We start from the raw sequence: 21192 nt of genomic DNA on the forward strand, positions 1-21192 counted from the left end.
CCTGGGGATACCCCCCGGATGGGGTGGGCAAATCCGAGCCACCACGGATCAGCGTGGATCAATCCGACTGGATGGTCGATCCTCCCGGCCCCGACGGCACTCCACCCCTCGACCGGGAGGGGCACAGCGGGCCGGCATGCCAGGGGCCCGACCCGGAGCAGGGACAGAAGGGCCCAAAGGAGCCCGCAGTCGAGCTGGCGGGGCATCAGGGGGCGCCGGAGGAGACCGGGAGGCGGAAGGCGGGGAGGCGGGGAGGCGGGTGCTCACCTCCGTGGACGGGAGGTTCCACGGAGGTGAGCACCCGCGGCCTGGGAGCAGGCGCACACTCGGGACGGAGCGAGCGCTGGGAGGCACTCCCAAAGACGGCCTTCTGCGGGTAAATCACAATCTCCTGCAGCGGAGAGCAAGTTACCAGGCAGTAGGACGGCCCGGCAAGAGTTTTATGTCACTTCTTATCGACAATTTGCCGTCGACTGATCATTTAAAGTCGACGAATTGCGCGACACGGACAATTGACCTGAGCGGGTTTCGACACGCCGCGGTCCGCGCGGCACGATGGATGGTGTGGTCCAGGCCAGTGCGCAGTTCCGTGCCCGTCGTCCGTCGCTGACAGTCCCCGCCCCGCCGGTCACTGTCGCCGACCTCGCGGCGGGTGGTGACGATGCCCGCGTCGAGGTGGTCGACGGCCTGTGTGTCGTGCGACCCTGGCCCACGCCGCTGCGCGCCCGGGTGACCAGCCGCCTCGCCCAGCTGCTGGCCGGCGTGGCCACCTCCGGCGCGCAGGTGCTGCCGGCGGGCGTCAGCGTCGAGGTGTCCGACCGCTGTCTGCTGGTACCGGATGTGGTCGTCGCCTCCAGCCCCGCACCGGGCGGGCGAACGCTGCGGGAGCGGCCGTTTCTGGTCGTGGAGGTCGCCGACGCGAGCACCCGCCGCTACGACCGGACCGTCAAACTCGATCTCTACCGGGAGTGGGGCGTCCCGGCCTGCTGGCTGGTCGACCCGGACTCGATGACGCTGACGGCGTTCGAGCTGGTCGGCGGCGCCTACGTGACGTCCAGCGTGACCGGGGCGGACGGCGAGTTCCACACCGTCCGCCCGTTCCCGGTGAGCGTGCGACCAGCCGACCTGATCGACCCGCCCGACCCCGACTAGCCCTGGTCGGAGCTGCCGGCGCCGTCGGGGATGTCGTCGGCGTCGACGATCGTGTACGCGTAGCCCTGCTCGGCGAGGAAGCGCTGGCGGTGCGCGGCGTACTCCTGGTCGAGGGTGTCGCGGGAGACGACCGTGTAGAAGTGGGCGGCGCGGCCGTCGGCCTTGGGGCGCAGCACCCGGCCGAGGCGCTGGGCCTCCTCCTGGCGTGAGCCGAACGTGCCCGACACCTGCACGGCGACACCGGCCTCGGGCAGGTCGATGGAGACGTTGGCGACCTTGGAGACGACCAGGGTGGTGATCTCCCCGGTGCGGAACGCCTCGAACAGGCGCTCGCGTTCCCGGTTGCGGGTGGAACCCTGGATGACCGGGGCGTTCAGCATCCGACCGAGCTCGTCGAGCTGGTCAAGGTAGGCGCCGATCACCAGGACCCGGTCGTCGGCGTGCCGCTCGACCAGACGGCGCACGACCATCCGCTTGCTGGCCGCGGTCGCGCACATCCGGTAGCGCTCCTCGGGCTCGGCCACCGCGTAGGCCATCCGCTCGTCGTCGGTGAGGGTGACCCGCACCTCGGTGCACTCGGCGGGGGCGATCCAGCCCTGCGCCTCGATCTCCCGCCACGGGGCGTCGAAGCGCTTCGGGCCGATCAGGGAGAACACGTCGCCCTCCTGGCCGTCCTCCCGGACAAGGGTGGCGGTGAGACCGAGCCGGCGACGGGACTGGATGTCGGCGGTCATCCGGAACACCGGGGCCGGCAGCAGGTGCACCTCGTCGTAGATGATCAAACCCCAGTCGCGGGCGCCGAACAGATCCAGGTGCAGGTACTCGCCCTTGCGGCGGGCTGTCATGACCTGGTACGTGGCGATGGTGACCGGCCGGATCTCCTTGCGCTCGCCGGAGTACTCGCCGATCTCGTCCTCGGTGAGGGAGGTTCGCCGCAGCAGTTCGTGGCGCCACTGGCGACCGGCCACCGTGTTCGTCACCAGGATGAGGGTGGTCGCGCCGACCTGGGCCATCGCCGCGGCACCAACGATGGTCTTGCCGGCACCGGCGGGCAGCACGACGACACCCGAGCCGCCCTCCCAGAAGCCCGCGACCGCGCCCTGCTGGTAGTCGCGCAGCTGCCAGCCGTCCTCGACGAGGGCGATCGGGTGCTTCTCACCGTCGACGTAACCGGCGAGGTCCTCCGCGGGCCAGCCGAGTTTGAGCAACGCCTGCTTGAGCCGGCCCCGCTCGGACGGATGCACGGCGATGCTGTCATCGTCGATGCGCTCACCGAGCATCGGGATGATCCGTTTGGCGCGGGCCACCTCGGCGAGCACCGCCCGATCGAGCGCCCGCAGGACCAGCCCGTGGACCGGATCGTTCTCCAGGCGGAGCCGCCCGTAACGGTCCATCGTGTCGGCGACGTCGACCAGCAGCGCGTGTGGGACGGCATACCGGGAGTGCCGCACGAGCGCGTCGACGACCTGCTCGGCATCGTGCCCGGCGGCCCGGGCGTTCCACAGCGCCAGCGGCGTGATCCGGTAGGTGTGCACGTGCTCCGGGGACCGCTCCAGCTCGGCGAACGGAGCGATGGACGCCCGCGCCTCCGCCGCACCGGGATGGCCGACCTCCAGCAGGAGGGTCTTGTCCGACTGCACGATCAGAGGGCCGTCCGCCACTCGCCACCACCCTCTCGCTGCACCACCCGGGCGCTCAGGCTCGCCCGGGAGCCGTCCCGAACGCCGGTGGTCACCCGCCGGACGTCCATCGAGCTCCTTCGACGGTACAGGCGGCCTCCGACAAGGTGACACCCAGTGGGCCGAGACGAGTCAGCCCGGCGGGGTGGGTCAGCCCTCCGGACGGGTCAGCCCACCGGATGGGTCAGCCCACCGGATGGGTCAGTGCGACGTGAGGGCCAGTACGACAGGACAGTCAGTACGACAGGAGGATCAGTGCGACGCGTCCGAATCCTGCCGGGCGGCCGGAGTCCCGCCTGAGCGACCCAGCTCGGCGATGCCGGTGACCCGGTGCAGCGCGAACCGGCGCGGCTGGTCGGTGAGCTCGTCCCAGGCGGTGAGCCAGCCGCCGTCCAGCGCGGTCGGTCGCACGATCCGGTCCCGGGGGGTGCCCTGCTGGTCGACATAACCCAGCAGGATGCGCTGTTTCTCGCGCACCGCGTCCTGCAGCATCGTCAGGATGAGCGGGGCCGATCGGGTGAGCCCGAAGCCGGCGATGTCGGTGGACCTGGCCGCTCGCAGGGTACGGGCGCTGTCGTCGCCGCGGCGCACCAGTCGCAGTACGTCGCGGGCTTGGGCCAGCCGGCTGTCGGCGACGTCACCGGAGCTCGAACGGGCCCGGGCCGGCGTCCGGTGGGTGGTGGGACGGCTGAGCAGTACCCGGCCGTCGGGGGCCTCCGCCACCGGTGCGTACCCGGCCTCACGCAGACCGACCAGCAGGTCGTTCACCGGCAGCGACGAGATGACGATGGTCGGTGCGATCCGGCGCAGACCCAGGGCCTGCGTTCCTCGGCTGACGACCACTTCGGAGAGCAGGGCCGTGTCGTCGCAGCGCAGGTAGCTCGACGCCGGTCCGGCCCGCATCCGGCCGTGCCGCCGGGCGGTGTCGTCGATCAGGTAGGTGAGTCCCTGCGGGGTGCCGGTGCGACCCCAGCGGGCGAGATCGTCGTGCAGGTCCTCGGCGGTCAGCCCCGAGTCGAACGCGCGGCGCAGCGATTCCTCGGTGAACCGGTAGACGGTGGCGGCCCCGGTGGACTCGATGTCCGCCATCCGCGCCAGCCGAGCCGCGACCCGCGGCACCAGCGGCCCGGGGGCGACGGCTGTCAGGTCCGCCTGGAGCAGCAGTTCCTCCACCGGTTCGGGCAACAGCGGGCCGAGGACGTCGGCGAGCCTCCGACACAGGTCGGTGTCGCCTCCGGCCGGCCGCCCGGAGGTGAGCGGGGTGTGGGCGGGATCGGCCGCCTCGGCCTCGAGCCGGTCGATGATCACCCGCCCGACGGTGCTGGGCGCGCCTCGGCCGGTGACACCGAGCAGCTCGGCGTCGACCACCGTGCTCTCGACCGTGCGGTCCAGGAACGTTCCGGTCCGTCTGGGGGCTCGCCAGGCGAGCAGGGCCCGCAGTGACGCGGCGCTGGGCGCCATCCCGGCGGGCGCCGCGCCCAGCGCCCGCAGCACGTCGGCCCGCAGTTCCCGGGCGACACCGCGACGCACCTCCGACGACAGCGCGGCGATCTGACGGCCCCGCTCGTCCCGCTCACCGATCAGCCAGGTGGCGACGGGGGCACGCAGCCAGCTGTCGACGAGGACGGCCCAGCGGACCTCGATCGGTTCGGTGCCCCAACGGTCGTACGCCGCCGTCGGCATGAACTGGACGTCGTTGCCGGTGGTCGCGTCGACGAGCCCCGCGGCCCAGGCCAGTTCGACGACGAAGGCGGCGACCCGTTCGTCGGTGTCCAGCAGCCGGGCGGCGGCCCGCAGGTCGCGCACGCTCAGTCCGCCCGTACGCAGCGGCGTCAGCGGCGTCTCACCCCAGGCCTCCACGATGGTCGTGACCCAGCGCACGATCGTCTGCGCGGTGAGGGCCGCGGCCGCGTCCACGCTCGCCACACCGATCGCGGTGCCCTCGATCTCGGGCGGACGGGGATGCAGCGGACCGGCCGGTGTCCCGCCACGGACCACGAGGCCGACCTCGCGGGGCAGTTCGACCTTCTCGTCGTCGATCCCGATGATCAGACCGCGGGCCAGCAGCTCCTCGACGGGGGTGCGGGCCTGCTCGACCGGCACCACCCGGTGCGCCGCGGTGGTGCTGCCCAGCGACGTTTCGCTGGCCAGCCGCTCCAGCAGTTCACGGGCCCGCGGGGTGCAGCTCTCGACCCAGCCGCGGATCCGCGCGGGCTCGTCGAACAGCGCCCCGACCACGCTGACCAGGTCCGGACGCCCGCCCGGACCACCCCAGCCGCCGCCCCCGTCCCGATCCGAACCTGAGCCCGCGCCGACGCCCTGGCTGGGAATCCCGCCGAGCGCGGCCGCCAGCCGGTTCAGTTGGACGTTGCGGTAGCTGGACAGGCACTGCCGGACCGGGCGGCCAAGCCCCAGCGGCCGCTCGCCGACCAGGTCGACAGCCATCCCGACGATCCGCAACGCCGTGTCGTCGCCCCACAGCAGGCCGAGTTCACGCAGCCGCCGCACCGCGGCGGCGACCTCGCGGTGCCCGGTGAACGCGGTCAGTTCGGCCAGCGACGCACCGGCGGGCAGCACGGTCAGTGCCTGCAGCACCTCGTGGACGAAGGTGTCGAGCCGGTCCACCACGCGGGTGACGCTGACCCGCACCTCCATCCGCGCGGCCAGGACGGTGAAGTCCGGCGGGGGCGGGGTAGCAAGGTCGGGCCTGAGCAGGAACAGCCGGATAATCGCCTCATCCGGCTGCGCGCGAAGCCAGTCCGCCAGGGTCACGGACTCGTCCTGCGCCTCGTCAGCCGGCATCGTCACTCTCATGACGGTAGCTGGCGCTCGCCGCGGGTGACGAGGTGCCGTCGTGTGGACTGCCCGCCCCGGGCTCGCCTACCGCGCCACACCGCGGGTTGGCCCGGCGGCCTCCCGCCGCGGCCGACCGCTGCGCTGCGCCTGGCCGGCCGGGGGAACCACTGTCAGTTCGGGCCGCCGCGCCGCCACCGGACCGCCTACCCCGCAGCCAAGCCGAGCGCTGCCGACCTGGTCGAGAACCCAGCCGTAGCTGACGTCCCACCGCAGCACGGCGATGGACGGATCACGCCCGCCGACGACACGCAGGACGGCGAACGCCCAGTCCGGCGCGCCGGTGGACGTGCGGATGCCGCTGACCTTCACCTCGCCGCGCGGGACCAGCGGGCTGTTCACCACCGCCGCGGTGATCGCGCTTGCCTCGGCCTCGGTGGCCGGACGACCCGGACCATCGCTGACCTCGGTAGCCACGGGGACGAGGCGGGGCGCTCCCACCGAACCGGGCCCCAGCCCACGCCGTAGCGAGGAGCCGAGGCCGCCGTCACCAGTCAGCGCGACCTCGGGGGCCGCTGCCGGTCTCGGACGCACATGGCCTCCCTGGATGCCTTTGGCAGGTCGGGATGCGCGCTCGGCCAATCGTGATGACGGTGTGCACCGACGAGACGGAGCACACCAGCCGAGGTCGACGGAATACGACAGACCTGCCAATACCGATTGGACACGCCGAAGGCGCCTTCAGGCAAGGGATCCGGACCACCAGAACGGGCTATTTTTGACATGGCCCACACGGCGGACCACAGCCGACGGGAAGGGGCGGCGGCCCGCCGAGCCAGATACTCGGCGAATAGCGCGGCAAGCATCCGAACGAGTGACCATAAGGCAACAATTACAACAACAGACGACAACGATCTCCGCCCCGCCCGCACATCGTCCCGTCCGCCCCCGAAGATCCCGTGCCGCCGTGGAACGGTCGGCCGATGCCCCCTTTCGGGGCCCCCGACCGGAGACGGCGTCCACTCAGCGGCGATCGACCCGGTTGACGACGAAGGACAGATGATTGGCCCGACCCCAGTCGGCGAGCCGGGTCATCGGTCCGACATCGCCGGGCAGCGCCAGCGTGCGTCCCAGTGACACCCCGGCGATCAGCACAGCGACCACGACCACGGCCGACATCACCAGCAGCGCGACCGCCCGCCGCCCCGGACCGGCGGTCACCCCCGCACGCCTGCGCCCCACACCTGCACCGGCGGCGGACGCCGACGACGCCTCCCGCCCCGACCACCCATCCCGCCCCGTGGGCTCATCCCGCATCGAGGTGGCGGACCTCCCCGGCGCGACGAATCCTTCCGGCGGGACAGGGCCGGCCGTCGGTCTGGACCGCTCGGACCGCTCGGACCGCTCGGACGGATCGGACCGCTCGGACCGCTCGGACGGATCGGACCGCTCGGACCGCTCGGGCGCCCCGGAGCGCCCAGGCGGAACACGCCGCTGCGACGGGCCGAGCCCGGCAGGTGCGTCGCGCCGCGCGGGCTGGACCGGACCCGCCAGTGGAACATCGCGCAGCGCGGGCTGGAGACCGGTGGAACTGACGCTGTCCAGCAGACCGGTATAACCACGCTCGGTCGCCGGCGGCGCCGGCCGATAATCACGCTGCGATGTCGACGGGGTCACCCGGTTTCCGCCCGGACCACCGGCTCGCATCGGACGAATGTCCGCCGCTCTCGTCGAGCGGGACGCATCAGTAATCGGCGCGGAACGGACCGCACCAGATTTCTCCGCCGAACCCCGCCGCCCCGCCCCCGGCGGATTCGCTGGATTGATCGAGGGAGAAACCGGCGGCGTTCCTGGAACCTGCGGCGTTCCTGGCGCCTGTGGCCAGGCGGACGGGTCGAGGGCGGACCTGTCCACCACGGGGGCGGTACGGATGACTCCGGCGCCGCCCGCGGTCGGATCACCGAAGGCCACCGCCCGGAAGGTCTGCCGCCGCCCAGCCGAGCCGGACCGACGATCCGCCGCGCCGCCGCGGTCCCGGCCCTCAGCGACCACCGCCCGCACCTTCCGCCTCTGCGGCTCGACATCAGCGCACCGGCCCGACATCCGCCGCACGACGAGCGATCCGACCCGGACGCATCGCCGCTCCGAGCGCCGCCATCTGCGGCAATACCGCCCAGACTAGACGAGTAGGGTCGATTTTCCGGGTTTGAGCCAACTACCCGACACCCGCTTCACGCCCACAACCCGCTCCCGCCGTCCCGGGGGCTATTCGCGGCGGACCCGGCAGACCCGTTCCAGGACCAGCCCGCCGACCAGCAGGACGACGGCCGCGGCGAGACCCAGGCCGGCGGTGATCGCGTCGCCACCCGCGCTGCCGAACTCGTCCGTGCGTGGAATGGTGTAGCCGAGTGTTCCGGCCCAGCCGCCGGCCAGCGCGGCCGCGGCCACCGAACTCGCCTTGGCGAACGCGGCGAGCCGGGCGACGGTCAGCGCCACGATCGGCCGCGTCCCCGGTCGACCCTCCAGTCGACGCCGGGTGTGCCCGGCGATCTGCAGTTCCAGCGCACCGATGACGAGCACCGACACCGGCGCCGTCCGTGGCAGCGCCGGGATCGACCGGTACGCCCACCAGAGCAGCAGGTACGCGAGCGCCCCGAAGATGACGGCCACCAGCGCCAGGTCACGCCCCCGCGTCGGGTTCACGCCGGCGCCCCAGCGAAACCAGCAGGACCAGCGGGACGCAGCGGGGCGGGCAGTCGCCGTAGGTCGGCCAGCTCCCCGTCCTGGGTCATCCGGGCGACGAGGTCGGCGACGGGGCCGTGACCGGGCAGGATGGCCGCGGGTTCGACGTCCAGCCAGGGCACGCAGACGAAGGCGCGCAGATGTGCCCGCGGGTGCGGAAGGATGATCTCCGGATCGTCGCTGCGGACCGATCCGAGCGCGATGACGTCGACGTCGAGGGTGCGAGGTCCCCAACGGACCTGTCGGACCCGGTGTGCCGCCGCCTCCGCGGCGTGGGCGGCGGCCAGCAGCTCGCGCGGCCCGGCTGACGCCACCAGGACGACGGCGTTGAGGTAGTCGTCCTGCTCCGGCCCGCCGACCGGCGCGGTCTCGTACACCGGCGAGCAGGCCAGTACGCCAAGCCGCGTGTCGAGACTGGCCACGGCGGCCCGCAGCAGCGCGAGGCGGTCGCCGAGGTTGGAGCCGAGGGCCAACACCGCGTGCCGGGCCGAGCGGTCCGGCACGGGGGCGTCCGGTGTCACCGCCGGCTCAGCGGGGTTCGGGGCGGTCACGGACGACCGTCACGGCCACATCGTCGAAGACCAGCGGGATCGGCGCCGCCGGCTTGTGCACGGTCACCTCGGCCCGGAGCACCCGCGGCGGGCGCAGGCAGGCATCGACGAGGCGGTGGGCCAGCGTCTCGATCAGGTCCACCGGTTCGCCGGCGACGATGGCGGCCAGCGCCTCGGCCAGCTCGCCGTAGTGCACGGTGCGGGTGACATCGTCGGTGCGGGCCGCATCGGTCACGTCCAGCCAGAGCACCGCGTCCACGACGAACTCCTGGCCGAGTTCCCGTTCGGCGGGCAGCACCCCGTGGTGGCCACGCACCCGCAGGCCGCGCAGCGTGATCCGATCCTGGTGCGGACCGGTCGGATCCACGGCTGCGCTCATCAAGGCGACCATCCTGTCCTGGAGGCGTCGGCGGTCCTGGAACCACCGGGGACGCCGGTGGGGGGGTTCGCGACCAGTGTGGTCGGCGCGGTGGCCTGGGCGCTGCGTTTCCAGGCGTGGACCACCCGCACGGCGTCGGCGGCCGGACGTACGGCGTGCACCCGCACGCCCCAGACGTCCGCGGCGGCCAGCAGGGCGGTGGTGGCCTGGGTGGCGTCGTCACGCGCGTCGCTCGGGCGTGGCTGCGCCTGGCCGTCGGCGAGCACGGTGCCGAGGAACGACTTGCGTGACGTCCCGACCAGCAGGGGACGGCCGAAGGCGGCGAACGCGTGCAGGTGGCCGAGCAGCGCCCAGCTGTGCGCGGACGTCTTGGCGAAGCCGATCCCGGGATCGATGACCACCCGCTCCTCGGCGATGCCCGCGGCCAGGACCGCCTCGAGACGACTGTCCAGCTCCGCCACCACCTCGGCGACGACGTCACCGTAGACGGCCTGTTCGGCCATGGTGGCGCTCGGCCCACGGGCGTGCATGAGGACGTAGTGGACCCCACGGTCGGCCACCATGGCCAGCAGCTCCGGATCGTGGCCGCCGGAGACGTCGTTGACGAGCACGGCGCCGGCGTCCACCGCCGCGGCGGCGACCGAGACCCTGGTCGTGTCCACGCTGACCCGCACGCCGGCCGCCGCGAGCTGGGCGACGACCGGCAGCACCCGGCGCATCTCCTCGCTCGCGGGCACCCGCAGCGCACCGGGCCGGGTGGACTCGCCCCCGACATCGATGAGATCGGCGCCCTCGGCGACCATCCGCAGGCCCGCCCGTACGGCGTCGATGGGGTCGAGGAACGTGCCGCCGTCCGAGAACGAATCCGGGGTCACGTTGACCACGCCCATCACCCGGGTCAGCTCACCCGGTGTGAACAGCCCCGCCACGTCCGCGTTCATGCGTTCCGCTCCTGCGCCGAGAAAGCCGGACGAGCCGGACGAGCCGGACGAGCCGAACCGGCCGAACCGGCCGCTGGGATCGGTGGAGCGGGTGGGATCGGGCCGCGCCGGTAGGAGTACCGGTAGACCGGTCGGAAGCCGAGCTCGGCGTACAACCGCCTGGCCACGGTGCTGACCTCCTCAACTTGCAGGTAGGCATGGGTCGCGCCCCGCTGGGCCGCCCAGCTGGCGAGGGTGGCGACCACCTGACGGGCGGCGCCCTGGCCGCGGGCGGCGGGCAGCGTCGCCATGCTGTAGATGCCCAGCCAGCGGCCGTCCGCGACACCTCGACCCACCGCGATGGGCACTCCGTCGACGGCGGCGGTGACGTAGACCGTGGGCAGCCGCAGCGTGCCGAGCACGGCCAGCGTGCCGTCCCGCTGGGTGTCGAAGGTGGCCAGCACCTGGCCCGCGACCGTCAGCCAGGTCTCGTCCGGCCCGCTCGCGCACAGCACCCGCAGGGTGGGCGGGCCAGCTCGGACGGGGCGGGCGAAGCCGGCCAGCGGCGCGGTGCAGACGTCGGTGGGGCCGGTGTCGTCGAAGTCCGCGGCGTCGAGCACGGCGGCCAGCCCGCTCGGTCTGCTCACCGGTGTCTGCTGGAAGGTGGGTGGCAGGCCGGCGGCACGGTAGAAGTCGGTGACCGTGGCGAGCGCGGCCGGCAGGTCGGGGACGTCGCCGTGGGCCCAGACCGAGTTCCCGCGCCGGGATGCCCCGGCGGAGGCCCGCAGCGTCCAACCGGCGAGCTCCGTCACGTGCAGCGGCGGCCAGGCCCGGTGGGCCACCACCTCGAGGTCGCGGGCGAGCTCCGCCCGCGCTCCGGTGAGGCCGCCCCGGGGTGCGACGAGTGGATCATCCGACATGGCGGGCCTCGCCGGGGGCGGCGCCCCGAGCCGCGCCACCGACCGGGGTCAGCCGGCATGCTCCGTCGGCTCCGGACACCGTGCAGCGGCCGCCGGGCCCGCGCCCGCGGCGAGTCGGGCGCGTCGGGCGCGTCGGGCGCGTCGGGCGCGTCGGGCGCGTCGGGCGCGTCGGAAGGTCCCGCGGGGCCGCGTCAGCCATCGTGCCGAGGCTACCGACCCGGGGGGCGCCTCGACCGGCGACCTTGGTCGCATCGCCGGCACCGACACGCCCACCTCCGGGCGCCTATGACCTAATGACATAGTTGCGGGACTATTGCGAGATTGTTCCAAACATGTCCCGATATAAACGCACTGTGAGGATCGGATCCCGGTCCGTCCGACGCGCCGACGGCGAACTCCGTCGGCGCATTCTCGGGCTGGTGCACAAGGCTTCCGTCGCTCGGCCTGCTCACGCCGCGTGTTCGTTCGTCCGTATGCCCTTCGACCGGATCAACCACGCCCGCGGCGGCCGGTAATCCGGTGCCGCACCGACCGGATCAGCTGCGGAAACCCGCGAGAAACACCACGTAGAGCCACGATGGCTGATACCTTTCACGATCCCCATCGTTACCCTCCGGCGCAGGGATGCTCCTACTATTGACCATGCGGATCCGGTAGCGCCGGACGAGCCGGCGCCCACCGGTTCATCCGCCGGCCCACCCGCGGCGGCGTCGCCGCCCGGAGGGCCACCACCGTCGTCACCGTCGCCGACGGACCGGAGCGTCAGCCCAGCAGCGTGGTCCCACCGTGCGCTTGCGCCACGTCACTCCTCGCAGCGGGCCGACTCTCCGCTACCTTGTCGGCACGGTCGCTGACCGTGGTGTTATCGGAAGGAAGGACGCGCGGCATGCCGCAGTCGAGCGGATCCTCGCCGGACCGTGGTCCCGAGCGCGGGATCCCGGGTCCGGCCGGTCGTCCCGGCCCGCACCCGGTTCGATCGGCGTCCGGCGAGTCGATCCTCATCCCCCCCGCCCGAACCCCGCCGGACGACTGCCCCGAGGACTACCCGGTGGAACCACCCCCGCCGCCGCCGCCGTCCTGCGCCGCGCCCGCCCGCCATCCGTACGCGCTCGGCTTCGCGGCGTTCGCCCGCCGCAGCGAACTCGCCGTACCCGCCCTGCTGCCCGTCCTCAACCGCCGCACCAGGCTCGCTCCGGCGCCACGACCCGTCCCGGGCCCCGCGACCGCGGGTCCGCTGACCGCCGGCAACCCGGTCGTCGGGAACCCGGTCGTCGGCCGTCTGGTCGCCGGCCCCACCGTCACGGGTCTGCGGGCACCGGCGCAGCGCTCCCGGCGGCGCCGCGGGTACGCGGGCGCCACGATGATGACGGCGATGCTGGCCGAGGGTCAGATCATGGAGGTCTCCGACGTCCTCGCCGCGAGCCCGGTGGACCTCGCCCTCGAGCGCGCCAAGGACCTGCTCGACGATCTGCTCTGCGCGCACGAGCGGACGCCCCCGGCGCACATCCTGGCCCAGACCGTCCGGCTGCGCCGCGGGCTCGAGCGGCTCGCTCGGCGTTCCGTGCCCGGCGGCGACGCCCGACGACGGGACCTGCTGATCGGCCGGGTGGCCGTCCTCGGCGCGGACGCCGCGTTCAAGCTCGGCGACACCGTCACCGCCCGCTCCCTGACCACGCTCGGCTTCCAGGTGGGTCAGGCCCTCGGTGACGCGACGCTGTGCGGGTCGGCCCGTGAGGTCGCCGCCGTCGCCGAGTTCTACGCCGGACGGCCGGAGGAGGCGCTGCGGCTGGCCCGCGACGGCCTGACCCGGGTCGACGACGGTCCGGTGCACGTCCGACTGGTCTGTCAGGTCGCCCGTGCCCTGGCCGCCCTGGGTGACGTCCGCGGTGCCGCGCTGTCCCTGGACGAGGCCTACGACCTGGCCGATCTCGTCCCCCCCGACCAGTGGGGACGACCAGGACCGTCGTTCGAGACGTGCCACCCGGTGCTGGTGCCCTACCACGCGACGACGGCGATGTGCCTGCTCGGCCGGCCGACGGCGGCCGAGCAGCACGCCGAACTCGCCCTGCCCAGACTCGATGCCCTCGAGGTGCCCGGGTTCCGCTCGGTGATCCGTCTCGACCTCGCCATCGCCCTCTCCCGGCAGGGTCGACTCGAACTCGACCGGGTCTGCACGCTGGCGAGCGAGGCGATCGAGATCTCCTGGGGTCGCACCGTGGCGTCGGTCTCCATCCGCGCCGACCAGTTGCTCACCGCCACCCGAGCGCACAGTGAGGTCCGGGCGGTGCGCCGCGTCGCGCTGCTGGTCCGGGAGTGGCAGCGCTCAGCCGCCAACCAGCGACCCGCTCCGGGCGCGGTCACGGCCCCCGGCCACCGGTAGCCGAAACCAGGCGGCCAGGCCGAGCGCCCACGCCACCCCGAGCAGGTATCCGGCGACGACGTCCGACAGATAGTGGACGCCGAGCCCCACCCGGGCGAAGCCGGTGCCGGCGATCACCACCGCGGCGATGCCCCACCACACCGGACGGGCCGTCCGCCCGGTCAGCGCGCCCGCGACGACGAGCACCACCGTCGCGGCGACCACGACCCCGAACGCATGGCCGGACGGAAAGCTGAACCCGGCCGCCGACGCGACCGGATCGTCGACCAACGGCCGCGACCGGCGGACGACCTCCTTGGCCAGGCGGGCCACCAGCCCACCGACCTCCACCGTGACCAGCACAAAGGTGGCAAGCCGCCGCATGAGATCCGGGTCGCGGGCACCCACCCCCCGACCACCACGCGCGCCACCACAGCCAGGCGGCCGCAACAACCGCGAGCACCCGCCAGACAGTGGGAGCGCACACCACACTGATCCACCGCAGGGCACCCGCCAGGGCGTCGTCGCCGGCGGAGACCCGCACCAGCGTCGCGGTGATGTCCACATCGACGCGCACCCAGGGCGCCCAGGGCACCCGAACCGCCAATGCCAGCAGCAGCACCCCGAACACACCGGCCACGACCGCCGGCCACGGCCAGCCACGCCCTCCGGCCCGCGTCCCCGCCCGCACCACGCGCCGCGCCACGCCACGCATCCGCGTCATCGTCCGATCACTGCTTGGTGTCCTCCCCGGTGTCCGGCCCCTCGCCGTTCGTCCCCCGATACCGCGCCCCCCGCGGACCTCCTGCCCACCCCCGGGCGTGGTTACCGCCGGCCACGGCGGCCCGGTGCGGCGGCGGGCGGTCCGTCGATTCGGGTTGGGCGGTCCGTGCGGTCCCGTCGGACGCATGTCATTCTGGTCAACCCCGTCGGGTGCGACGGACCGCACATTCACGTCGGACGGTGACCGCAGCACGTCGCCCGCCCGCGCAGGACCGACCGCCCGTGTCGGGCGTCAGAGCGACCTGGCCGCCCGAGCGGGCCGACCGTCTGGAGGGAGACCCTTGAACCGCGTGGAGGGATCGATTCCACCGGACGGCTCGCCGTCAAACAATCCGTGGGCAGACGATCGGCGCGACCTCGACTTCATCCGCGTGGACGGCGTCGACGACCCGCCCCCGCCCCCGCCCACCTACCCCACCGCGACCGGCCAGCCGACCGTCACCAGCCAACCCATCGTGACCAGCCAGCCCATCGTGGCGAGCCAGCCGGCCTACGGCGTCTGGGCCAGCGGCCGCGACCAGCGCGGCCCGGTCGTCGGCGGCACACCGGCCGACAGTTCCATGTGGGACGGTTCCGTCGCCGCCCTGACTGATCAGGGTTGGTCGGTGGGAGATGTCGCGCCGGCCCGCGCGGATCCGGCCCCTCCGACAGCCGCGTGGCCCGCACCAGCCCGCGAACCGGACGGTTCGAACGGCTGGGCGTCGCCGCTCGGGACACGGACGTTCGATCCCCTCCACGGCCCCACCGTCACCGGCCCCACGATCGACGACCCCCCAGGCGCTGGCCCCACGGTCACCGGACCCGCAGGTGTGGGGCCGACGGTCGGTGGGCCGACGGTCGCGGGTGGGCTCACGCGCTCGACCGGGCCCGGCGTGGTGCCACCCGCCTACGACGCGCAGTTCGAGGCGTACCGTCCGTCCACCGAATATCCCGCCCCGCCGCCCACCGTCGCCGACGACACCTCGTCGTACGACCATCCCGGGACCCATCCGATCCGGGCGCGAACCACGGCCGGTCGGGTGCCGTCCTGGCTTCGGGATCCCGAGCCGTCCACACCGGACCCGCTCGCCGGTCAGGCACCGGCCCACCCGGCCAACCCACGCCCGGACGGACGGCGCCGGATCGTGCCCCGCGGGATGCTGCCCCGCCCAGGAGCCCCGGTGGCTTCTGGCGACACACCACCGCCGCCGGGAACCCGGCCGCACCCCGGTTATCGCGAGCATCCCAGTTATCCGAGCTACCTACCGCCGTCGCTCTCCGGCGCCCAGCCGCTGCCCGCCGCCGCGCGCGTGGTCCCCGCGGGACAGCCGCATCCCGCTCACCGGCCGCAACCAGGCCAGCAGGCTCGCCCGATCGACCCGCGCCAACCGTCGAACCCCGGCCACCAGCCCCAACCTGGCTACCAGGCCGAGCCCGGCTACCAGCCTCATCCGGGTCAGCTCGACGATTCCGGCGACCCGGCGCGGTCCGCCTACCAGGCCGATTGCTACCAGACCGGTGGCTACCCGGCCGAGCAGCGCCAGGGTCGTCAGGGCCACCCGGCCGACGACTACCAGGACGGCGGGTACCAGGCCGGCGACTACCAGGACCGCTCCGCCTACCCGCCCGGTTCCGACTATCAGCCCTATCCGGATGACCGGCCTGGCCGTCCGGAGGGCACGACCTACCAGTCGCCGGACGACGTCGCGGTGGCGTGGGCGGGCTACCGACCGTGGCCGGGTAGCCCGCCGGACCCGGGCTCGGGCTCGGAGCCGGACCCGCACTCGGGGCCAGGCCAGCCGGCTTCGACCGGTGCGCACGCGGCCGCCGGCCAGCCACGGCTGACCAGCGCGTTGCTGCCCGCACCCGCGCAGACGGCGTCGCGCGGCTGGCGCAAGCTCGTCTACCAGGTGTCGGCCGGTGCGGTGAACCCCGGGCCGTCGGCGGACGAGGTCCGCGACAACCGGCTCGTCGCCCGCATCCGTACCCCGCTACAGGACTGCCACCGGATCGCGCTGCTCTCCCTCAAGGGCGGGGTCGGCAAGACGACGGCGACGGTCGCCCTCGGTTCGACGCTCGCCAGCCTGCGCGGTGACCGGGTGGTGGCGATCGACGCCAATCCGGACCGGGGCACCCTCGGTTCCAAGGTGCCACGCACGTCCGCGCACACCGTGCGGGAGCTGCTCGCGGACGCCGGGCGCCTGCACCGCTACGTGGACGTCCGCAAGTACCTCTCCCAGGCCGACTCCCGGCTCGAGGTGCTGGCCTCGGCGAACGATCCGGAGCTGGCCGAGAGTTTCGGCGAGCCCGAGTACCGGGCCGTGGACGACCTGCTCCAGCGGCACTACTCGATCCTGCTCACCGACTGTGGGACGAGCATCCTGCACAGCGCCATGCACGGGGTCCTGGACATGGCCGACACCCTGGTCATCGTCAGCAGCGCCACGGCGGACGGCGGGGAGAGCGCCGAGGCCACCCTCGACTGGCTCGAGGACAACGGCTACGCCGCCCAGGTCCGCGAGGCCGTGGCCGTGATCTCCATGTTCCCGGCCGCGGCCCCACGTGTGGACGTGGACGAACTCACCCACCACTTCGAGGGACGCACCCGTCGGGTGGTGCAGGTCCCCCACGACCCGCACCTGGCCGCCGGTGGCCGGATCGCCCTCGCGGACCTGCGTCGGGAGACCCAGGAGGCGTATCGGGAGATCGCCGGCGCGGTGGCGGAACGCTTCGGGCAGGAGGGCGGCCGGGGCTGACGGGACGCCCCCCGCCAGGCGGGCTCAGCGGGCGAGTGCGGCGACCACCGCGCGGACACCGGGTCTGCGCAGCTGGCGGGCCACCGTCGTACGGCCCTCGATCAGCCGGGTGAACAGGCCGAACGTGCCCGGGCTCGACAGCAGCGCGTGCATGACCGCCGGCCGACGGGCGAACGCGGCCAGCACCTCGCGACCGGCATCCATCTCCGGGCCGAGAATCCGCTCGACCCGGGCGGGATAGGCCGCCAGCGCCGCCACACCGTGCGGCCCGCTGGCCCGGGGCGCCGCCACCGCGGCGGCGGCCTCCCCGGCGAGCCGGCCCGAACGCAGCGCGAACGAGATCCCCTCCCGCGTCCACGGATCGAGCAGACCGGCCGCGTCGCCGCTGACCAGCACCCGGCCGCGGCGCAGCGGTGAGCCGGCCGCCCGAACCCGGGTGAGATGCCCCGAGTCATGCTCCCGGGGCAGATCGGTGAGCCCGTACCGGTCGACGAGACTCCGGTAGTAGCCCCGCAGCGCCGCGCCCTGCTCCCGGTCGCCGATCACGCCGACGGTCAGCACCCGTCCCTTGGGAAACACCCAGCCGTACGATCCGGGGACCGGACCCCAGTCGATCAGCATCCGACCGGTCCAGCGGTCGGCCATCGCGGCGTCGACGACGAACTCGCCTTCCAGTCCCACGTCCACCTGGTCGCAGCGCACCCCGACATGGGTACCGCACCGACCGGACGTGCCATCCGCCCCGATCACGACCCGAGCGCGCACATCGGCGCCCTGCCGCAACCGCACCGTGACCCACCCGCCGTCCTCGCCGCCCTCGGCCGTTTCGGTGAGGCCCATGGACCTGCACCCCGGTCCGGACGGTCGCACCGGCCGTCTGGGCGGCCGCGAGCAGGGCGGCGTCCAGCTCCGCGCGCATCACCATCGACAGCCACGGCTGGCCGTGGCGTCGCCCACGACTGACCTCGTACCGGCCGTCCAGGGTCAGGGTCAGGGAGCTGGCCGTCGCGCGGACCAGGCCCGTGAGGTCAAGCCCGACATGATCGGCGGACAGTCCGACCAGCCCACCACCGCAGGTCTTGTACCTGGGCACCGCGGCGCGTTCGAGCACGCAGACCCGCGCGCCGGCCGCCGCGGCCGCCCGGGCCGCGCTGCCCCCCGCGGGCCCGGCCCCGACCACGACGACATCGAACACGTCGCTTCCACCAGCGGCATCCGGCCCACGGTCAGCGTCCGGCATGGATCAGCGCAGGGTGAGGCTGCGGCCGACGAGGCCGGCACGAATCCGCCGCTGGGCAGCGTCGAGCGGGGCCCGTTCGGCCAGCGCGGCCCGGTAGGCGGCGAGCAGCTCGACCGCCGGCTGTTCGCAGGCCGACGCCTCGGTACCCGCGGCCAGATCCCAGACCGGGACGACCAGGCCATTCGCCCGGAAGAAGCCGACGAAGCGCGATCCCGGGCCGACGGTCAACTGATCGGCGGCGGCCAGCCGGGCGAGGGCGTCCAGCAGCGCCTCCTCCGAAGCGGCCACCGGCACGGTGTCGGTGCCGGCATCGGTGTCGCTGTCGGTGCTGGTGTCGCTGTCGGACGGCGAGCCGGCGTCGGTACCGCCGGGTGCGGCCAGCGGCAGTGACCAGCGCAGATGCCAGCGATCGCCGGGATGGCGCCAGTACGCGGCCGCGACACCATCCAGTCGGACGGTGGGCACGACCGTGGCGTTCGCCCGCTCGAGCAGCGCGGCCGCCTCCTGGTTGGGGGCGTCCCCCTCGGCGCCGTCCGTGGACGGCAGCCACCAGCCGAACCCGTCCCAGACGGTGATCTCCAGCGGCGCCGGGTCCAGCACGTCGACCAGCCCGGGCAGCGCCGCGAGGCCGCCGGCCTGTTGGTTGACGAGCAACGGCGACGAGGCGGCCGGGGTGTCGATCACGCTGCCCGGTGTGGCGTCCAACGCGGCCAGCAGAGCGCCGGCGATGTCGCGGGACACGTCCAGGCCGGGCACCGCGGTCTGGATCGCGATGAGGATCTCGCCGTCATCGCGGACCAGCGCCGGTGCCGCCTGCGGCAGCATCGTGCCGAGGATGATGCGCCGCCCGGCATGCTCGGGATGAGCCTCCAGATGGGCCGCCGACAGCTGCAACGGCGCGGTCGCGCTCGGCACCAGTTCTCGCAGGGCGACCAGATCCGGCTCGTCGCGGCGACCGACGAACGGCCGCAGGACGGGGGCGGGCCGACCGCGCCCACCATGGCAGGCCTTGTAGCGGCGCCCCGACCCGCACGGGCAGGGTTCGCGCGGCCCGACCACCGCGATCTCCCCGTCGGTGGACGGCTGCGCGCCCGACCGGTCTCGGTCAACCGTGCCGGCGCCGACGGACGAGCCGGACCGGGAGCCGGTGGCGGTGGGCCGGGTGGAGCGGGCGCCCGGGCGCTGGGAGGCGGTTCGACGTGCGATCGCTGGCTCCTGGAGGATTCGGGGCAACCTGGCACCGGGGGACTCCGGCCCCGGTAAGGCTAGGCCATCGTCACCGCCGGACACGCGACGGCAGCGAGGGTGATTCCCGCCGGTGCCACACCGTCACCCCTTCAATTGGGTGGCAGCCCCCAGAAGACATCCGGGAAAACCCTCGACCGGGACGCACGTTATCCCACGCCGATGTCACCTCGACCCGGCGATCCACAGGTCGACCGGGCACGATGATGGTGAGCTGGACGGGCCGCACCGGCGCTCTGGTGGTAGTTGGACGTTAGTTGGGTGGGACTGTCGTCGAGTAGGACATTGGGGGGCTGGTGCCAAAGGTCCTGGTCGCCGGTGGGGGAATTGCGGGAATCGCCTGCGCCTGCGTGCTTCAGGCGGGTGGGATCTCGGTGCGGGTCCGTGACCGCGGCCGCGTGATCGGTGGCCGGATGGCCTCACGCTGGATCGACGGTCGCATCGTCGATACGAGCGCGTCGTATTTCACGGTGACCTCGCCGCAGTTCGCCGAGGTCGTCGCGGACTGGACCACCCGTGGGGTGGCCCGGGCCTGGACCAGACGGATGTCGGTGCTGCGCGGCTCGGACCAGGCCCTGGTGATCGGCGAGCCGGGCCCGATGCGCTACACCGCGCCGGGCGGCCTGCGGTCCCTGGTCGCCGACCTCGCCTCCCGCAGCGGCGTCCGGGTCACCCAGGCGGCGCCGATCGCCCGGATCACCCCCGGCCCGTGCGTCGATGGTGAACGGGTCGACGCCGCGGTGCTGGCCATGCCCGACCCGCAGGCCGCCCGACACCTGGACGTGTCCCTCACCGCCGAGCGGGCGATGGTCGTCGACCGGCCGTGGCTGCCCGCGCTGACGCTGCTCGCCGGCTGGTCGCACCGCTGCTGGACGCCGCTCGACGGTGCCTTCGTCCACGAGGACGACACCCTGACGTGGATCGCCGACGATGGCCGCCGCCGCGGCGACCAGGCGGCGGTCCTGGTCGCCCATTCCACCGCCGGCTATGCCGCCCCTCGGCTGGCCGAGCCCGCGGCCGCCGGGCCCGGACTGCTCGCGGCGGTGCGCCGGCTGCTGGCCGTCGACGAGGCACCGCAGTGGCTGCAGGTGCAGCGCTGGTCGTTCGCCCGACCCGCGCAGGTCCACGATCGTCCGTTCTTCCTGTCCGACAATGCGATCGGCCTGGCCGGTGACGGCTGGGGCGCACAATCGAAGATCGAGAATGCCTGGCTCTCCGGCACCGCGCTGGGCCATGCGATCATCGAGCGGCTCTCCTGAGCGACACGCCGACCGGCGCCGGCGCATGTGACCAAGAACTGACAAATGTCGGCCGAGCTGGTTCGATTGATGCTGTCACGGGGGGGTAGACCTGCCGACATGGAGATCAAACTCAGCCTGTCGTTGCCACGCGATGAGATCTCCATTCCGGTGGTTCGAAGAATCTGCACGCAATCCCTGAAAGTCCTCGGTGTCATCCGTGAATGCATCGACGACGTTGAGCTTGCGTTGATAGAAGCTTGTGCCAATGTGCTGATTCACGCCCAGATCGAGGACGAGTACGAGGTATCGGTCGGCGTGGACAACGAGGTGGCCGTCATCGAGGTCAGCGATCGCGGCGGCGGTTTCGACCTGACCGTCGATCCCGACCTGATCGCCAGCGCGGTCGCGGCGGAGGCCGCCCCCGAGAGCGCCCCCAGCAGCACTCCGGACGGT

At 73.3% G+C, this 21192-nt stretch carries 17 protein-coding genes and 1 pseudogene; 5 read left to right on the forward strand and 13 right to left on the reverse strand.

All coding sequences use genetic code 11. From position 1 onward, the window contains the following. Positions 1-555 precede the first annotated feature (555 nt). Positions 556-1152: a Uma2 family endonuclease gene (locus tag G6R24_RS08050; protein ID WP_163548530.1), complete on the forward strand. Its 597-nt coding sequence runs from the start codon at positions 556-558 to the stop codon at positions 1150-1152. On the opposite strand, the gene G6R24_RS08055 is transcribed toward G6R24_RS08050, so the two are convergent. The 9 genes from G6R24_RS08055 to G6R24_RS08095 all read right to left on the reverse strand — a co-directional run bounded on the left by G6R24_RS08055 (position 1149) and on the right by G6R24_RS08095 (position 11136). After that, the gene (locus tag G6R24_RS08055; RefSeq protein WP_163548531.1) at positions 1149-2813 is read right to left on the reverse strand and encodes a DNA repair helicase XPB; all 1665 of its coding nucleotides are present in this window, start codon (positions 2811-2813) and stop codon (positions 1149-1151) included. The two genes, G6R24_RS08050 and G6R24_RS08055, sit on opposite strands and share 4 nt — an antisense overlap. Positions 2814-3083: 270 nt before the next feature. After that, positions 3084-5645 (reverse strand): helicase-associated domain-containing protein, encoded by a 2562-nt coding sequence (locus tag G6R24_RS08060; RefSeq protein ID WP_163548532.1) that lies wholly within the window; start codon positions 5643-5645, stop codon positions 3084-3086. Positions 5646-5711: 66 nt separating this feature from the next. Beyond that, positions 5712-6218, reverse strand: a complete 507-nt coding sequence (locus G6R24_RS22070; RefSeq protein WP_225438258.1) for a hypothetical protein — start codon at positions 6216-6218, stop codon at positions 5712-5714. A 429-nt stretch (positions 6219-6647) separates the two neighbouring features. Then, positions 6648-6845, reverse strand: coding sequence for a hypothetical protein (locus G6R24_RS08070; RefSeq protein WP_163548533.1), 198 nt, complete (start codon positions 6843-6845; stop codon positions 6648-6650). Positions 6846-7889: 1044 nt separating this feature from the next. Beyond that, a complete protein-coding gene (locus G6R24_RS08075) occupies positions 7890-8327 on the reverse strand; it encodes a DUF3180 domain-containing protein (protein WP_163548534.1) in 438 nt (145 codons plus the stop codon). Further along, the gene (gene folK, locus G6R24_RS08080; RefSeq protein ID WP_225438264.1) at positions 8324-8869 is read right to left on the reverse strand and encodes a 2-amino-4-hydroxy-6-hydroxymethyldihydropteridine diphosphokinase; all 546 of its coding nucleotides are present in this window, start codon (positions 8867-8869) and stop codon (positions 8324-8326) included. The genes G6R24_RS08075 and folK overlap by 4 nt, the downstream gene beginning before the upstream one ends. Positions 8870-8894: 25 nt before the next feature. Then, positions 8895-9296, reverse strand: coding sequence for a dihydroneopterin aldolase (gene folB / locus G6R24_RS08085; RefSeq protein ID WP_225438259.1), 402 nt, complete (start codon positions 9294-9296; stop codon positions 8895-8897). Continuing rightward, positions 9296-10237 carry a dihydropteroate synthase gene (gene folP, locus G6R24_RS08090; RefSeq protein WP_163548536.1) on the reverse strand — a complete coding sequence of 314 codons (942 nt, stop codon included), beginning with the start codon at positions 10235-10237 and terminating at the stop codon, positions 9296-9298. Before folP ends, folB begins: the two co-directional genes overlap by 1 nt. Further along, positions 10234-11136 (reverse strand): GNAT family N-acetyltransferase, encoded by a 903-nt coding sequence (locus G6R24_RS08095; RefSeq protein WP_163548537.1) that lies wholly within the window; start codon positions 11134-11136, stop codon positions 10234-10236. Before G6R24_RS08095 ends, folP begins: the two co-directional genes overlap by 4 nt. Before the next feature lie 886 nt (positions 11137-12022). On the opposite strand from G6R24_RS08095, the gene G6R24_RS08100 reads away from it, so the two are divergent. Beyond that, positions 12023-13516 (forward strand): hypothetical protein, encoded by a 1494-nt coding sequence (locus G6R24_RS08100; RefSeq protein WP_163548538.1) that lies wholly within the window; start codon positions 12023-12025, stop codon positions 13514-13516. Here the strand turns inward: G6R24_RS08100 and G6R24_RS08105 are convergent. Further along, on the reverse strand, positions 13460-13903 hold the full coding sequence (locus G6R24_RS08105) for a phosphatase PAP2 family protein (RefSeq protein WP_163548539.1): 444 nt from the start codon (positions 13901-13903) through the stop codon (positions 13460-13462). The genes G6R24_RS08100 and G6R24_RS08105 overlap by 57 nt on opposite strands. A 665-nt stretch (positions 13904-14568) precedes the next feature. On the opposite strand from G6R24_RS08105, the gene G6R24_RS08110 reads away from it, so the two are divergent. Continuing rightward, positions 14569-17013: a MinD/ParA family ATP-binding protein gene (locus tag G6R24_RS08110; protein WP_225438260.1), complete on the forward strand. Its 2445-nt coding sequence runs from the start codon at positions 14569-14571 to the stop codon at positions 17011-17013. Positions 17014-17037: 24 nt separating this feature from the next. On the opposite strand, the gene G6R24_RS23235 is transcribed toward G6R24_RS08110, so the two are convergent. From G6R24_RS23235 to G6R24_RS08120, 3 genes and pseudogenes are all read right to left on the reverse strand, one after another. Continuing rightward, on the reverse strand, positions 17038-17853 hold the full coding sequence (locus tag G6R24_RS23235; protein ID WP_276511392.1) for a geranylgeranyl reductase family protein: 816 nt from the start codon (positions 17851-17853) through the stop codon (positions 17038-17040). 19 nt (positions 17854-17872) lie between these two features. Then, a pseudogene (locus G6R24_RS23530) lies at positions 17873-18253 on the reverse strand (FAD-dependent oxidoreductase); the annotation flags it as partial. A gap of 3 nt (positions 18254-18256) precedes the next feature. Then, a complete protein-coding gene (locus tag G6R24_RS08120) occupies positions 18257-19459 on the reverse strand; it encodes a DUF5926 family protein (RefSeq protein WP_163548543.1) in 1203 nt (400 codons plus the stop codon). Positions 19460-19794: 335 nt separating this feature from the next. Here G6R24_RS08120 and G6R24_RS08125 point away from each other — a divergent pair, with 335 nt between their 5' ends. Together G6R24_RS08125 and G6R24_RS08130 are read left to right on the forward strand one after the other, a co-directional pair. After that, positions 19795-20757, forward strand: a complete 963-nt coding sequence (locus tag G6R24_RS08125) for an NAD(P)/FAD-dependent oxidoreductase (RefSeq protein ID WP_163548540.1) — start codon at positions 19795-19797, stop codon at positions 20755-20757. A 99-nt stretch (positions 20758-20856) separates the two neighbouring features. Beyond that, positions 20857-21192: ATP-binding protein (locus G6R24_RS08130; protein WP_225438263.1), on the forward strand; the 336-nt coding region annotated here is incomplete at its 3' end.

The sequence above is a fragment of the Candidatus Frankia nodulisporulans genome, from assembly GCF_902806475.1.
Taxonomy (GTDB): domain Bacteria; phylum Actinomycetota; class Actinomycetes; order Frankiales; family Frankiaceae; genus Frankia; species Frankia umida.

Coding starts and splice junctions, on each gene's coding strand:
- folB (WP_225438259.1), bottom strand. CDS start 9,296: ATGAGCGCAGCCGTGGATCCGACCGGTCCGCACCAGGATCGGATCACG.
- G6R24_RS08060 (WP_163548532.1), bottom strand. CDS start 5,645: ATGAGAGTGACGATGCCGGCTGACGAGGCGCAGGACGAGTCCGTGACC.
- G6R24_RS08100 (WP_163548538.1), top strand. CDS start 12,023: ATGCCGCAGTCGAGCGGATCCTCGCCGGACCGTGGTCCCGAGCGCGGG.
- G6R24_RS08095 (WP_163548537.1), bottom strand. CDS start 11,136: ATGTCGGATGATCCACTCGTCGCACCCCGGGGCGGCCTCACCGGAGCG.
- G6R24_RS23235 (WP_276511392.1), bottom strand. CDS start 17,853: ATGGGCCTCACCGAAACGGCCGAGGGCGGCGAGGACGGCGGGTGGGTC.
- G6R24_RS08050 (WP_163548530.1), top strand. CDS start 556: ATGGATGGTGTGGTCCAGGCCAGTGCGCAGTTCCGTGCCCGTCGTCCG.
- folP (WP_163548536.1), bottom strand. CDS start 10,237: ATGAACGCGGACGTGGCGGGGCTGTTCACACCGGGTGAGCTGACCCGG.